The sequence below is a fragment of the Pseudomonas sp. NBRC 111131 genome, assembly GCF_001320525.1.
Taxonomy (GTDB): Bacteria; Pseudomonadota; Gammaproteobacteria; order Pseudomonadales; family Pseudomonadaceae; genus Aquipseudomonas; species Aquipseudomonas ceruminis.
On record NZ_BCBH01000008.1, the window covers coordinates 12,613 to 26,962 of the forward strand.

The 14,350-nt window shown below is 62.8% G+C and carries 13 protein-coding genes; 1 reads left to right on the forward strand and 12 read right to left on the reverse strand.

The window, feature by feature from the left end; translation table 11 throughout:
• Positions 1-116: 116 nt before the first annotated feature.
• Genes APH34_RS09820 through zwf form a run of 3 tightly spaced genes read right to left on the reverse strand, consistent with a single transcriptional unit; the run spans position 117 to position 2,978 of the window.
• Positions 117-791: a bifunctional 4-hydroxy-2-oxoglutarate aldolase/2-dehydro-3-deoxy-phosphogluconate aldolase gene (locus APH34_RS09820; RefSeq protein WP_054900978.1), complete on the reverse strand. Its 675-nt coding sequence runs from the start codon at positions 789-791 to the stop codon at positions 117-119.
• A gap of 17 nt (positions 792-808) precedes the next feature.
• Positions 809-1,522 carry a 6-phosphogluconolactonase gene (pgl, locus tag APH34_RS09825; protein ID WP_054900979.1) on the reverse strand — a complete coding sequence of 238 codons (714 nt, stop codon included), beginning with the start codon at positions 1,520-1,522 and terminating at the stop codon, positions 809-811.
• Complete coding sequence (zwf, locus tag APH34_RS09830) at positions 1,509-2,978, reverse strand: glucose-6-phosphate dehydrogenase (protein ID WP_054900980.1); 1,470 nt, start codon at positions 2,976-2,978, stop codon at positions 1,509-1,511. The genes pgl and zwf overlap by 14 nt, the downstream gene beginning before the upstream one ends.
• A 212-nt stretch (positions 2,979-3,190) precedes the next feature.
• Between zwf and hexR the strand changes: the two genes are divergently transcribed.
• Positions 3,191-4,054 (forward strand): DNA-binding transcriptional regulator HexR, encoded by an 864-nt coding sequence (gene hexR, locus APH34_RS09835; RefSeq protein WP_176513231.1) that lies wholly within the window; start codon positions 3,191-3,193, stop codon positions 4,052-4,054.
• Here the strand turns inward: hexR and APH34_RS09840 are convergent.
• From APH34_RS09840 to gltR, 9 genes are all read right to left on the reverse strand, one after another.
• On the reverse strand, positions 4,047-4,901 hold the full coding sequence (locus tag APH34_RS09840) for a D-hexose-6-phosphate mutarotase (protein WP_054900982.1): 855 nt from the start codon (positions 4,899-4,901) through the stop codon (positions 4,047-4,049). The genes hexR and APH34_RS09840 overlap by 8 nt on opposite strands.
• Before the next feature lie 117 nt (positions 4,902-5,018).
• Positions 5,019-6,362, reverse strand: coding sequence for a carbohydrate porin (locus APH34_RS09845; RefSeq protein WP_054900983.1), 1,344 nt, complete (start codon positions 6,360-6,362; stop codon positions 5,019-5,021).
• A 42-nt stretch (positions 6,363-6,404) separates the two neighbouring features.
• The gene (locus APH34_RS09850; protein ID WP_054900984.1) at positions 6,405-7,559 is read right to left on the reverse strand and encodes an ABC transporter ATP-binding protein; all 1,155 of its coding nucleotides are present in this window, start codon (positions 7,557-7,559) and stop codon (positions 6,405-6,407) included.
• A 3-nt stretch (positions 7,560-7,562) separates the two neighbouring features.
• The gene (locus tag APH34_RS09855) at positions 7,563-8,414 is read right to left on the reverse strand and encodes a carbohydrate ABC transporter permease (protein WP_054900985.1); all 852 of its coding nucleotides are present in this window, start codon (positions 8,412-8,414) and stop codon (positions 7,563-7,565) included.
• On the reverse strand, positions 8,407-9,315 hold the full coding sequence (locus APH34_RS09860; protein ID WP_054900986.1) for a carbohydrate ABC transporter permease: 909 nt from the start codon (positions 9,313-9,315) through the stop codon (positions 8,407-8,409). The genes APH34_RS09855 and APH34_RS09860 overlap by 8 nt, the downstream gene beginning before the upstream one ends.
• Before the next feature lie 131 nt (positions 9,316-9,446).
• A complete protein-coding gene (locus APH34_RS09865) occupies positions 9,447-10,733 on the reverse strand; it encodes an ABC transporter substrate-binding protein (protein ID WP_054900987.1) in 1,287 nt (428 codons plus the stop codon).
• A gap of 104 nt (positions 10,734-10,837) precedes the next feature.
• Positions 10,838-12,064, reverse strand: a complete 1,227-nt coding sequence (locus APH34_RS09870; RefSeq protein ID WP_054900988.1) for an AGE family epimerase/isomerase — start codon at positions 12,062-12,064, stop codon at positions 10,838-10,840.
• A gap of 108 nt (positions 12,065-12,172) precedes the next feature.
• Entirely contained in the window at positions 12,173-13,624 is a 1,452-nt protein-coding gene (locus APH34_RS09875; protein ID WP_054900989.1) for an ATP-binding protein, read from the reverse strand.
• A complete protein-coding gene (gltR, locus tag APH34_RS09880) occupies positions 13,608-14,330 on the reverse strand; it encodes a two-component system response regulator GltR (protein WP_054900990.1) in 723 nt (240 codons plus the stop codon). The genes APH34_RS09875 and gltR overlap by 17 nt, the downstream gene beginning before the upstream one ends.
• Positions 14,331-14,350 lie beyond the last annotated feature (20 nt).

A 14,350-nucleotide genomic window follows, 5' to 3' on the forward strand; every position in this document is an offset into this window, starting at 1 on the left:
GCTTTTTAATGCCTGTGCCGCGACAAGGCCAGCACAGGCAGCACAAAACCTGCAGGCAAAAAAGGGGGCGCCGACCAAGCGCCCCATAAGCCGTAAAGCACACAACAAATTCAGTATCAGTCCAGCAGGGCCATCGCCTCGGCGCTGCACGCCTGGATCCGCGCCCAGTCACCGTTCTTGATCCAGCTGCTGTCGAGCATCCAGGTACCGCCCACGCACATGACGTTGGGCAGGGCCATGTAGTTGCGCACATTGGCCGGGTTAACCCCGCCGGTTGGGCAGAAGCGGATATCGCCGAACGGGCCACCAAAGGCCTTGATCGCCGCCACGCCACCGCTGATCTCAGCCGGGAAGAGCTTGAAGCGCCGGTAACCCAGGGCATAGCCCATCATGATTTCCGAGGGCGTGCTGATGCCTGGCAACAGCGGAATATCGCTGTCCACGCCAGCCTCGAGGAGGTCCTGGGTGATGCCCGGGGTAACCACGAACTGCGCACCCGCCGCCTCGACCGCTGCATACATGCCGCGATCGAGCACAGTACCGGCACCGACGCACAGCTGCGGACGCTGCTCGCGCAGCACTTGGATGGCCTTCAGGCCATGCTCAGAGCGCAGGGTCACTTCCAGCGTTCGGATGCCGCCAGCGGCCAAGGCATCGGCCAGGGGCAGGATATCTTCCTCACGGGCGATGGTGATCACCGGCAGGATGCGCGCCGCGCCACAGATCGCATCGATCCGGTCGGCTTTCTCGGCCATCGAGAGCAGAGGCTGTGGGCGTTCGAGGGTGGTCATGACAGTGGATCCTTTGCTCATGGGCACCAGTAGATGTCCAGGGGGTCGTGAAGAAAGGCGCGAATCGGCATTTCGGTAAGGTCGTTGCCCGCCAGCGCGGCGCGCAGGGTAGCGAGTTTGCCCGGCCCTTGCACGGACAGGGCGATGAATGCGGCGCTGGCCAGCAACGCACGGGTCATCGACAGGCGTTGGTGGGGCACGCTCGGCGCCAGCAGCGGCAGGCAGCGACGCGTGGTGTTCAGTTCAAGGCCCTCACGCAGGTTGGGGCTGTTGGGGAACAGCGATGCGGTATGGCCATCGTCGCCCATGCCAAGCACCAACACGTCGATGGCCGGTAGCGCAGCAAGGGCCTTATCGGCTTTGTCGGCCGCCCCTTCAACCGTTTCTGCCTGCTGATAGAGGCCAATGAAACGGGCCTGGGCGGCCGCCCCCCTGAACAGATGACGGGCCACCAAGCCGGCATTGCTGTCGGCGTGTTCCACCGGCACCCAGCGCTCGTCGGCCAGGCTGACGGTGACCTTGGACCAATCCAGCACCTCGCTGGCCAGCTTCTCGAGGAAAGGCACCGGGCTGCGGCCACCTGAAAGCACCAGGCATGCCTGGCCCTTGGTGGCGATGGCGGCCTTCAGGCGGGCGGCCACATCAGTGGCCAACGTCGCGGCAAGCACCTTGGCATCACCCAACTGATGCACCTTGACGGCCCCCGGCAATTGCAATTCAGATATCCCCATACCACGCCCTCCCATCGCGCGTAATCAGTGCAATCGAGCTCATCGGCCCCCACGAGCCTGCTGCATATGGCTTAGGGGCATCACCGGCCTTGCGCCAGCCAGCGATCAGCTGGTCGCACCACGTCCAGGCATATTCGATCTCGTCCTTGCGTACAAACAGGTTCTGGTTGCCGCGCATCACTTCAAGCAGCAAACGTTCATAGGCATCCGGAATCCTGGCGGTGCGCCAAGTATCGGAAAAATTCAGTTGCAGCGGGCCACTGCGCAGTTGCATGCCTTTGTCCAGGCCCTGCTCCTTGGTCATCACCCGCAGCGAAATGCCTTCGTCCGGTTGCAGGCGGATGATCAGCTTGTTGCCGACCTGCAAGCGCTGTTCCGGGGCAAAGATATAGTGCGGCGTTTCCTTGAAGTGAATGACGATCTGCGAGAGCTTTTGCGGCATGCGCTTGCCAGTGCGCAGGTAGAACGGCACACCTGACCAGCGCCAGTTGCGGATATCGGCACGCAAGGCAACGAAAGTTTCGGTGTCGCTCTGCGCATTGGCGTTGTCTTCTTCCAGGTAGCCTGGCACCGGCTTGCCATCGCTGTAACCGGCGATGTACTGGCCGCGCACCACGCGGGTGCTCAAGCCGTCGCCAGTGATCGGCGCCAGGGCTTTGAGCACCTTGACCTTCTCGTCGCGAATGCTGTCGGCCGAGAGCTCGCTGGGCGGGTCCATGGCGATCAAGCACAACAACTGCAGCAGATGGTTCTGGATCATGTCGCGCAGCTGGCCGGCCTTGTCGAAGTAGCCCCAACGGCCTTCGATGCCGACCTTTTCCGCCACGGTGATCTCCACATGGGAGATGGAATTCTGGTTCCACTGGGTTTCGAACAGGCTGTTGGCAAAGCGCAGGGCGATGAGGTTCTGTACCGTCTCCTTGCCCAGGTAATGATCGATGCGATATACCCGGCTCTCGGGGAAGAAACGCGCCACGGCATCGTTGACCCGGCGCGACGACTCCAGGTCGTGGCCGATGGGCTTTTCCAGCACCACCCGGGTGCGCCCGGCCAAGCCGGCTTTGTCGAGGTTTTCGCAGATTGCGCCATAAACGGCTGCCGCGGTGGCGAAATAGGCAATCAACGGCAGCTCGGCAGGCGCCTGCTCGGCGAGGGCGAGGTAACCCTCAGGTTGCAGGAAGTCCAGGTGCTGGTAGCTCAGGCGCCCGAGGAAACGGCCCAGGGCGGCAGGCTCCAGGTCTGCATCCGCAACGTGCCGGCGCAGGTGGTTTTCGATGGTAGTAAGGTGCTCCTGCGCGCTGCCGGGCTCCCGGGCCAAGGCCAGCAGGCGGGTGTCGGCGTGCAGCAGGTTGGCACGGTCGAGCTGGTAGAGCGCGGGAAACAGCTTGCGCAATGCCAGGTCGCCGAGGGCGCCAAACAGGGCAAAGGTGCAAGGTTCGACACTGATCGCAGCCATGATGTTGGTTCTTTCCTAAAGTTGAACTAGGAATACCGCTTTCACATACGGTTTTCAAGGGATAATGTAGTAAAAACCACAACATTACCGACAAGTGTTACAGACAAGTGGTGCGTCACCCGCACCGACAGTACGATAGACGACCCTGCAAAAGGCTTGCTGCTCCCTCAGCCGCCTGTCTTTCCGACCCAAGGACACTCCCCATGGACCGCGTGCGAAACCTCCTGGAACAGATTCAGGGACGCCTCGACGAGCTGAACAAGGCCGAACGCAAAGTCGCCGAAGTCATCCTGCTCAACCCGCAACAAGCGACCCGGTTCAGCATTGCCGCCTTGGCCCAGGCGGCCAAGGTCAGCGAACCGACCGTCAACCGCTTTTGCCGTTCGTTCGGCGTCAGCGGCTACCCCGAACTCAAGTTGCAGCTGGCACAGAGCCTGGCCAGCGGCGCCGCCTATGTCAGCCGTGCGGTGGAGGCCGACGACGACCCTGCGGCCTACACCCAGAAAATCTTCGGCAGTGCCATCGCCTCGCTGGACAGTGCCTGCCAGCAGCTCGACCCGCAGCAGGTCAGCCGCGCCGTGGACATGATGATCCAGGCCCGGCAGATCCACTTCTTCGGCCTGGGCGCATCAGCCCCGGTAGCCCTGGACGCCCAGCACAAGTTCTTCCGCTTCAACCTCGCAGTGTCGGCCCATGCCGATGTGCTGATGCAGCGCATGCTGGCCTCGGTGGCCCACACTGGCGACCTGTTCGTGATCATCTCCTACACCGGGCGCACCCGCGAACTGGTCGAGGTGGCACGCCTGGCACGGGAAAACGGCGCCTCGGTGCTGGGCCTGACCGCCGCCGGTTCGCCACTGGCCCAGGCCTGCAGTCTCAGCCTGCACATCCCGTTGCCGGAAGACACCGACATCTACATGCCGATGACGTCGCGGATCATCCAGCTGACCGTACTCGATGTACTGGCCACCGGCATGACCTTGCGCCGCGGCGTGGACTTCCAGCCACACTTGCGCAAGATCAAGGAAAGCCTCAACGCCAGCCGCTACCCGATCGAGGACGACGAACTCAGCTGAGCCGGTGCGCCTGCAGGCGCAGATGGGCGCGCTGCCCAGGCGCAAGGCTCAAGCCTTCGCTGCTGCCACTGGCCGCTTCAACGCAAACAAACCCCTGGCACTCACGCCCGCTCACGCCCATCAGGGGGCGGTTGCCGGGGTGCCAGACCACGGTGTCGTCGCTGTCACCGGTATCGATGCACAGTTCCCGCTGCCAGGCGGGGTCCTGCAATTGCACCTTGGGCGTGTCGGGGTAAACCTTCTGGCAGCCGCCCTTGAGCTTCAAGGCGCCGTCTTCGCGGCACGCTTGCCGGCTCAGGCGATCATAGCCTTCTTTATCTTCCAGCCCAGACAGCGCTATCTCAGCGACATCACTGATACGCCAATAGGCCAGCAGCGCATGGCTCAACTGGCAAGGTTCGCTGTCCTGGTGCTCGGTGCTGAGGCTAAGCTCCATGCGGCTGCCCAGGCGGGCATGCAAGTCGACCTGCCAGTCGCACAGCTCCAGCCGCCACCTGAGGGTCACGCCCTCCTCGTCCTCGCGGCTGTCCACCAGCTTCCAGTCCAGCAGCCGGGCCCAGCCATGGGCCGGCCACAGGTCCTCGCTGGGGTGGCGCCCATACCAGGGCCAGCACACCGGTACACCACCGCGAATCGCCCCCACCTGCGGCCACTGCTCGGCGCACCAGAGCCAAGGCCGCTCACCGGCCGGCTGGAAATGCAACAACTGTGCACCCTGGCGACTGAATACAGCCTGGCAGCGGGGATGGTCGATAATCAGCACATCGCGCTGCTGGTAACGCTCCCACTCGAATGTCGGCCTGGGCCTATGCGAGGAAAAGAAGCGATGTAGCGGATGTTCAGGCATGGTTCCAAGCTCTTTTTGTTTGAGGTAGCGCTGTCTCGACCCCTTCCCGACAACCACTGCAAGCCAGTGGGTGCCGGGGGCCGAAATTGGATTGGCGTAAATTTACAACAATTGAGCTTAGAATGACGACTGAATCTTCACGCCAGCGACCAGTGCGTTGTCGACCTCATCCACCCCGCCTGGGCTCTTGATGTACTGCAGGTTAGGGCGCACGGTCAGCCAGTTGGTGACGTGGAAGCCGTAATAGAGCTCGGCGTTGTACTCGGTACGCTGCAGCGGCACGAAGCCTGGGTTGTCGTAATCGTTGATACCGCTTTGTGCATTGAGCAGCTCGGCGCGCTTCTTCACATCGTCGTTCACATGAATGCGGGCTACACCGAAGCCGATATCATCCTTGGGCCGGGCATCGAAGGCCCCCTTGTACACCAGGCCCACCTGCTGGTAGTTGTCGACCACGTTGGTGGCCTTGTCATGCACGGTGAAGTTGGCGAACAGGCTGAGGCCGCGGCTGGCATCGCCGCCATGGGCCGTGACCTGCTGCTGCGCCACCACCCACCAGCCATGCTTGCTCGAATGCGACTTGAAGGCCTCACCGCTCACTGCCTGCGGGTTGCCGTTGACATCATCGAAGACATCATCGGCCTTGGCTGTGCTGTAGTAATAACCCAAGCGGTATTCGCCCGGCAGGCCATTGACCTGCGGCGACCAGACGGCCTCCACCGGCAGGATCGCGCCTTTGGTGCCGCTGCCACTGAGCTTGAAGCCGTTGCCGGTTTCCAGGTTCGACGGGTTCTGTTCAAAGGCGCCGACCTGGACGAAGAACTCAGGCGTGATGTTGTACTTGACCCGCAGTGCCCACTGGCTCACCGGCCAGTTGTACCAGATGCCGCCCACCCAGTTGCCCACCTGTGAGCCGCAGAACGCCAGGTTCTGGAAGTCGCACGGGAAACTGTTGAAATCCTCACCCTCACCAAAGCGGCCGAATTTCACATCCAGCGCACCGTCGAAGTATTTCTGCTTGACCCACATCTGGGTCAGGCGCCAGGTCTGGCCCCGGCCCCACACCTCCTGTACCGAGCTGAACTGGCCGGCGCGCGGGTCGCTGATGCGGTCGTTGGACAGGTTGCGGCCGCTGCGCTCGGTGACGGCAAGCTTGAATTCGGCATCGTGCCAACCGAAGATTTTCTGCAGGTCCAAGTGCGCCCCCAGGGCGAACTGGTCGCTGTAACGTGCGGTCTTGTCATTGTTGTAACCACCGTTGAGGTTGCCAGCGACTTCACCGACGTAGTCGAGGGTGAAGTCGTAGCCTTTTTCCAGCAATTCGGTGCGGGTGCCGCCCCAGTCGCCGGTCATCCATTTCGACTCACTGGAGAAGGCCTCGGCGGCCTGCACGCCGCTGCTGCCAACTACGGCCAGCAAGGCCAGCGAGCCCAAGGTCTTGATGCGATTGCGCTGTTCCATCCCTTTGCGTCCTCTTTTTTCTTATTGATTGGTGTAGACGATTCAACGGCTCTTGAAGTGAGCCACGTTGCCCTTCACTGAAGCGGTGGAACTGTTCAAGCCCAGGCGTTCGCCACTGGCGGCGTCGAACAGCAGTACCCGTGCCGGGTCAAATTGCAGGTTGAGGCTGTCACCCACCCGACAGGCCACATCCGGCGCCAGGCGGCAGCACACCTTGGTCTGGTTGAGGGTGACGAACACCAGCAGGTCCGGGCCGGTGGGCTCGGTAACCTGCACCTCGGCGCGTATGCCTGGCAGGCCATTGCCCTCCCCCGCGCCGAGGGCGATCTGCTCCGGGCGGATGCCAAGCACGATTTCGCGACCCTCCAGGCCATCGTCGGTCAACCCCAGCGGCAGCTCGCAACGCGCCTGGCCACTGTCGAGCAGGGCCAGCAGGCGGCCGTCCTGTTTCGTCAGCCGCACCGGTATGAAGTTCATCGGCGGCGAGCCGATGAAGCTGGCGACGAACTGGTTGGCGGGGTCGTTGTAGATCTGCTGGGGGGTGCCGAACTGCTGGATGATGCCGTCCTTCATCACCGCAACCTTGTCGCCCAGGGTCATGGCCTCGATCTGGTCGTGGGTGACGTACACCGTGGTGGTCTTGAGGCGCTGGTGCATCAGCTTCATTTCGGTGCGCATCTCGACCCGCAGCTTGGCGTCCAGGTTCGACAATGGCTCGTCGAACAGGTAGATCTTCGGCCGCCGTGCCAGCGCCCGGCCCATGGCCACACGCTGTTGCTGGCCACCGGACAACTGCGCCGGCTTGCGCGCCAGCAGGTGTTCGATCTGCAGCAGCTTGGCCACCCGCGCCACCTCCTCATCGATGGCAGCCTGGGGCATCTTGCGAATTTTCAGGCCGAACTCGATGTTCTGGCGCACGCTCATGGTCGGGTACAGGGCGTAGGACTGGAACACCATGGCAATGTCACGGTCCTTCGGGCTCATGCCGCTGACGTCCTGGTCATCGATGAGGATCGCGCCGCCGGTGATGCTCTCAAGGCCAGCGATGCAGTTCATCAAGGTCGACTTGCCGCACCCCGAGGGGCCGACCAGGATCAGGAACTCGCCGTCCTTGATCGACAACTGGATAGCCTTGAGCGTATCCGGCAGGCCGCTGCCGTAGGTCTTGTTCACATTGCGAAGTTCAAGTGTTGCCATGACTTACCCCTTGACGGCGCCGGCAGTCAGCCCGCGGACGAAATACTTGCCTGCCACCACATAGACCAGCAGGGTTGGCAGGCCGGCGATCATTGCCGCCGCCATGTCGACGTTGTATTCCTTGGCCCCGGTGCTGGTGTTGACCAGGTTGTTCAGGGCCACGGTGATCGGTTGCGAGTCGCCACTGGAGAACACCACGCCGAACAGGAAATCGTTCCAGATCTGGGTGAACTGCCAGATCAGGCAGACCATGATGATGGGCGTCGACATCGGCAGGATGATGCGCCGGAAAATAGTGAAGAACCCGGCGCCATCCAGGCGCGCTGCCTTGACCAGCGCATCAGGAATGCTCACGTAGAAATTACGGAAGAACAGCGTGGTAAAGGCCAGGCCGTACACCACATGCACCAGCACCAGGCCACTGGTGGTGCTGGCCAGGCCCAGCTTGCCGAGGGTGAACGAGGCCGGCAGCAGCACCGTCTGGAACGGCAGGAAGCAACCGAACAGCAGCAGGCCGAAGAACAGCTGCGAGCCACGGAAGCGCCACATCGACAGCACATAGCCGTTCAACGCACCGATTGCCGTGGAGATCAGCACCGCCGGCACCGTGATCATGATCGAGTTCCAGAAGTAGCCGCTGACCGTGCCCCAGGCCTTGACCCAGCCAATACCGCTGATCACTGCCGGCCAGCTCAGCAGGTTGCCGCTGCTGATGTCTTCGGGGGTCTTGAAGCTGGTCAGCAGCATCACCACCAGCGGCACCAGGTACAGCAGCACGGCAATCAGCAGCACCGCGTGAATGGCGATACGGCTCAGGCTCAATTTGCCCGGGCTTGTGACGACAGGATCATGCATGGCGCTTGCTCCGCAGTTCCGAGTACAGGTACGGCACCAGGATCGCCAGGATCGCCCCGAGCATGAGGATGGCACTGGCCGAGCCCATGCCCATCTGGCCGCGGCTGAAGGTGAACGAGTACATGAACATGGCGGGAAGGTCGGACGAGTACCCCGGGCCGCCGGCGGTCATCGCGGCCACCAGGTCGAAGCTCTTGATGGCAATGTGCGAGAGGATCATCAGCGAGCTGAAGAACACCGGGCGCAGGCTTGGCAGCACCACGGTCCAGTAGATACGCGGCAAGCTTGCGCCATCGATCTGAGCGGCGCGGATGATCGACTGGTCGACGCCGCGCAGGCCGGCGAGGAACATGGCCATGATGAAGCCCGAAGCCTGCCACACGGCAGCGATCACCAGGCAGTACACCACCCGGTCGGGGTCGATCAGCCAATCCAGGCGAAAGCCCTCCCAACCCCAGTCACGCAGCAGTTTATCCAGCCCCATGCCGGGGTTGAGCAACCACTTCCAGGCCGTGCCGGTGACGATCATCGACAAGGCCATCGGGTAGAGGTAGATGGTACGGATGAAGCCTTCACGGCGGATACGCTGGTCAAGCAGCACGGCCAGCAGCACGCCGATGGCCAGGCTGATGCCGATGAACAGGCCACCGAACACCAGCAGGTTCTTGCTTGCCACCCACCAGCGGTCGTTGTCGAACAGCCGCGCGTATTGCGCCAGGCCTGCCCACTTGTACGTCGGCAGAAAGGTCGAGGTGGTGAAGGAGAGGACAAAGGTCCACAGGATGTAGCCGTAGAAGCCCACCAGGACGATGAACATGCTCGGTGCCAGCACCAGTTTCGGTAGCCAGCGCTGTAGCGCGTCCAGGGGTGAGGCCCGCAGTTGGGCGGTTGCTGTAGTCATAGTGTGATTACCCGGAGCCTGGGCAGCCCCTTGTGTTGTCAGTGCAGGCCTCATCGCCGGCGAGCCGGCTACCACCTCTGCCCCACAGCGCTCAAGGGCACTGGGTTGCCGACGATGGGGCCATCAGGTGCTCACTTGGCTGCTTTGATCGCCGCCGCCAGCTTCTTCGCCGCGTCGGCCGGGTCGGCCTTGGGGTCGTTGATGTAGTTGGTTACCACATCGAAGAACGCGCCCTGCACAGCCAGCGTGGTGGCCATGTTGTGCGCCATGCTCGGTTGCAGACCGCCGGTCTTGGCATCGGCTAAGAAGTCTTTTGCCGCGGTCTGGGCGCACGCGTCGAAACCGTACTTGCCCATGTCGGCGAGCATGTCGTTGCGCACTGGGATTGAGCCCTTGTTGGTGCTGAACACCTTCTGGAAGTCCTGCCCGAGGACCTTGCGTGCGATGTCCTGCTGGCCAGCGGCCGTGCCCTTGTCGTTCTGCTTGAACACCACCAGCGAGTCAATGTTGTAGAGGAAGGCCTGAGCGGTGCCAGGGAAGGCCACGCACTGGTAATCCTTGCCCGCGGTCTTTTTGGCCAAGGTCCACTCGCTCTTGGCCCAATCGCCCATGATCTGCATGCCGGCCTTGCCGTTGATGACCTTGGCCGCTTCCAGGTTCCAGTCCTGGCCTTTACCGTCGGGGTCCATGTAGGTGGCGACCCGCTTCAGCTCGGTCAATGACTTGACCATTTCTGGCCCCGTCAGCGTGGCTTCATCAAGGTCGACCAGGGCTTTCTTGTAGCCGTCAGCCCCCATCACCGACAACACCACGCTTTCGAACACGGTGCTGTCCTGCCACGGCTGGCCGCCATGGGCGAGCGGGATGAAACCTGCGGCCTTGAGCTTTTCGGCGGCGGCGTAGAATTCGTCGAGGGTGGTCGGTGCCTTGTCGATACCGGCCTTCTTGAACACGTCGGGGTTGATCCACAGCCAGTTGATGCGGTGGATGTTCACCGGCACGGCCACGTAGTCACCGTCGTACTTCACAGTGTCGGCGACTTTCTTGTCCAGCAGCGTGTCCCACTTTTCTTCCTTGGCGACATCCTTGAGCACATCCGGGTCGAGCAGGCCAGTGGCAGCCCAGTCCTGAATGTCCGGGCCCTTGATCTGAGCGACACCGGGTGGGTTACCGGCCACGGCACGGCTCTTGAGCACCGTCATGGCGGTGGCGCCACCGCCGCCGGCAACAGCGCCATCCTTCCAGGTGAAGCCATCCTTCTCGACCTGGGCCTTGAGCACATCGACCGCCGCTTTTTCACCACCGGAAGTCCACCAGTGCACCACTTCGACGCTGCCTTTGGAATCGGCGGCGAAAGCACTGAGGGGCATAAGCGAGGCGAAGGAGATCGCGGCAGCGAGACGGAGCGTCGAATTCATCGGAGTACCTTTCTTGTTGTTATGCCTGGCAAGTCGATCGCTTGCATTGCATGGAGTCTAATCAGTGTGCTCGCCGCGCCAGGTAACGAAGCGATGCGTGAATGTCATCGTTTGGTTACATTGCGCGCGAGCCCGGTTGCCAGGCTCGGCGCCAATGGCAGGGTTGGCAGCAGCAGCGCCTGGTATGCGTGATAGAGGTCAGGCTTGCCCGCCCAGATCGTTGCTGCAGGCTGATTGGCAGGATCCAGTTCGTGGTGCCAACTGCCAGCGGCCCGGTCGATGAAGTAGGTGTCGATGAAATCCCAGAAGCAGCGGTACCAGCGTTGGTAACTCGGCTCGCCGCTGCGTCGCAGAAGGGCGGCAGCGCTGGCGCAGGCTTCAGCGTGCACCCAGTGCAGGCGTTCGTGCACAACCGGCTGATCTTCCCAGTCGAGGGTGTAGACGATGCCTGGCGCGCCATCGATGTTCCAGGCATGCCGGCAAGCGCTGGCGAACAGGCCCCGGGCCCCCTCCAACAGCCAGTCAGGCATCGGTAACCCAGCCAATTGCCCCGCCGCCTCCAGGTGCAACAGCAGGCGCGACCACTCGAAGGCATGGCCAGGCGTCGTACCGTATGGCCGGAAGTGATCGGCCGGTTTGTCCTGGTTGTAGTCCCGCACTGGCTGCCAATGCGCATCGAAATGTTCGATAACCCGGTAATCGTTGGCGGCGGCATGGGTGTGAATGAGGCGCTCGGCAATGCGCAGGGCACGCTCTAGCCAGACCTTGTCGCCGGTCACATCCGCCAGCGCCAGAAAGGCCTCGGTGGCGTGCATGTTGCTATTGGCGCCGCGATAGGCTTGTGACTGCTGCCAGTCGCGAGAAAAAGATTCTCGCAGCGCGCCTTCCTCCTCGCTCCAGAAACGCTCCTCGATGACCCGAATCGCATCGACCAGCAAACCCTGCGCACCGGCAGCGTCAGCAACCACTGCCGAGCTGGCGGCGAGCGCGACGAAGGCATGCAGGTACGCTGCCTTGTCGTCGCCACCCTGCCCTTGCGGATGCGCGAACCAGCCGCCATGGGTGGCGTCGCACAACGGCCCGCGCAGGGCCTGCACGCCGTGTTCCACCAGGGCCAGGCAGCCCGGCACACCTTGAATATGGGCCAAGGCAAAGCTGTGGGTCATGCGCGCGGTGTTCATGGTTTCGGCGACGGCCGCAGGTGGTAACCGGCCTTGGGCATCGAGATTGGCGAAGCCTTCAGGGACTTTCGCGGCCCTGGCAAACAACAGCAAGCGCTGGCCCTCGGCCCTGAGCCAAGCGATATGTTCGGGGGAATCGATGTAGTCCATGCGCCCGCTTCTTTCCATGTCTGAGGTTTGCAGAGTCTAACCAGCCGTCCTGGCCGGGACGTCACGAAGACCTGCGAATAGGTCACCACTGCGTGACATTTAGCGCCTTCAATCCACGCCGCGTGGCAGGCACAACGTCACCCGCAACCCGCCCTCGCGCAGGTTAAGCAAACTCACCTCGCCCCCGTGGCTGTGGGCGATGTTGCGCGCAATCCCCAACCCCAGCCCATACCCCTGCTGTTGCCCGGCCAGCCTGAAGTGCGGCTCGAACACTTGTTCCATCTGCTGCTGCGGCACGCCAGGGCCTTGGTCATCGACCTGCAGGACGAACCCGTCGGCACTGTCGATGATGCGCAAGTGGGCGCGCTCGCCATACTTGATGGCATTGTCGATCAAGTTGCCGATGCAACGCCGCAGCGCCAGCGGCTTGCCCGGATAAGGCGCAAGCGCGCGGCCCTCGACGGTGATGCGGCCGTCCCCGAGGTAAGGCTCGGCGAGGATTTCCAGCACCTGGTTGAGGTCCACCGGCTCGATGTTCTCGTGGATATCGGTGTCCTTCACACACTGCAAAGCGCCTTTGACCAGCAATTCTAGCTCATCCAGATCCTGGCTGAACTTGGCCTGCAGGCGCTCGTCCTCCAGCAATTCCACCCGCAGGCGCAGGCGGGTGATGGGCGTGCGCAGGTCATGGGAAATGGCACTGAACAACTGGCTGCGCTCGGTGAGATAACGGCTGATGCGCTCGCGCATGCTGTTGAAGGCGCGGCCTACTTCCACCACCTCGCTGCCGCCGCCCTCGGCCACCGGCGCCACGTCCGCGCCAAGTGACATTTCCCGAGCGGCGCGCGCCAGGCGTTTGAGCGGCCAGCTCTGCCACTGCACCAACAGGCCGATGAACAGCAGCAGCAAGGCCGTGGTCAGCACGATGAAACCGATCTGCTGACGTGGCAGGCGCTCGGCTTCCAGGCTGGTGTAGGGTTCGGGCAGCAGCGAGGCAATGTACAACCACTCACCCTCGCCCAGGCGGATTTGCGTGACCAACACCGGCGGGTTGAGGGGCTCCAACGTCAATGAGTAATGCGCCCAGGAGCGCGGCAGCTCATCAAGCTTCAGGCCGCTGTTGAAGATGCGCAGGTCATCGGGACCGACGAATTCGACAGAAATTTCCATCTGCTCGCCAAGGCGTTCGTGCAGCACCTGCTGGAACACCTCGATGACCGCCTGCTTGCGCGGCGTTATGGGCAATACCGGCATATCCAACGGCTTGTCGTTGAGCGACACGAAAAACCGCGTGCCGCCCATGCTGCGCAACTGGTCCAGTACCATCGGCCGGTACGCCACCGGCAACGACCGAAAGTAGCGGACACTGGCACTCATCGAGTGCGCCAGGCTGCTGGCACTGGCACGCAGCCCCTGCAACTGGCTGGCGCGCAACTGGGCAACCCAGATCAGGCTCGACAGGCCCTGGGCCAGCAGCACCACGAGCAAGGTCAGCAGCAGCATGCGCCCGAGCAACGAGCGCGGCAGCAGGCGCCAGCGCCGCTCAGCAAGCGCAGACATGGGCAGCCAGCAGGTAACCACTGCCACGCACGGTGCGGATCAGCCGCGGCGGCTTGTCGGTGTCGCGCAAGCGCTGGCGCAGGCGGCTGACCGCCATGTCGACGATTCGGTCCAGCGGCATCGGTTCACGACCACGGGTGGCGTTGCCGATGGTGTCGCGGTCAAGAATCTGCTGGGGGTGATCGAGGAACAGCTTGAGCAGGGCGAAATCGGCACCGGAGAGGATCACCTCTTCACCGTCACGGTGAAACAGCCGATGGCTAACGGTATCCAGGCGCCAGTCGTCGAAGGCCAGTACGGCGCTGACAGGCGCCGCATGGCCGAACTCCGCACGGCGCAACAGTGCCTTGATACGCGCCTGCAACTCACGCGGGCTGAACGGTTTGCCCAGGTAGTCATCGGCCCCCAGCTCCAGGCCGATAACCCGGTCGGCTTCGTCGGAGCTGGCCGTCAGCATGATGATTGGCACACGCGACTGGCGCGGGTGCTGGCGCACCCAGCGGCACAGGCTGAAGCCATCTTCGTCGGGCAGCATCACATCCAGTATGACCAGGTCGCAGGGGGTGGTTTCCAGCGCGCGGCGAAAGCCCTTTCCGTCTGCCTCGGCATGCACCTGCAGGCCGCAGCGGCTGAGGTAGGTTTGCAACAGTTCACGGATTTCCTGATCGTCGTCGACCATCAGGATGGATTTTCCGGCAGTGCTCAAGGTGTCCCGCCCTCTTGTTC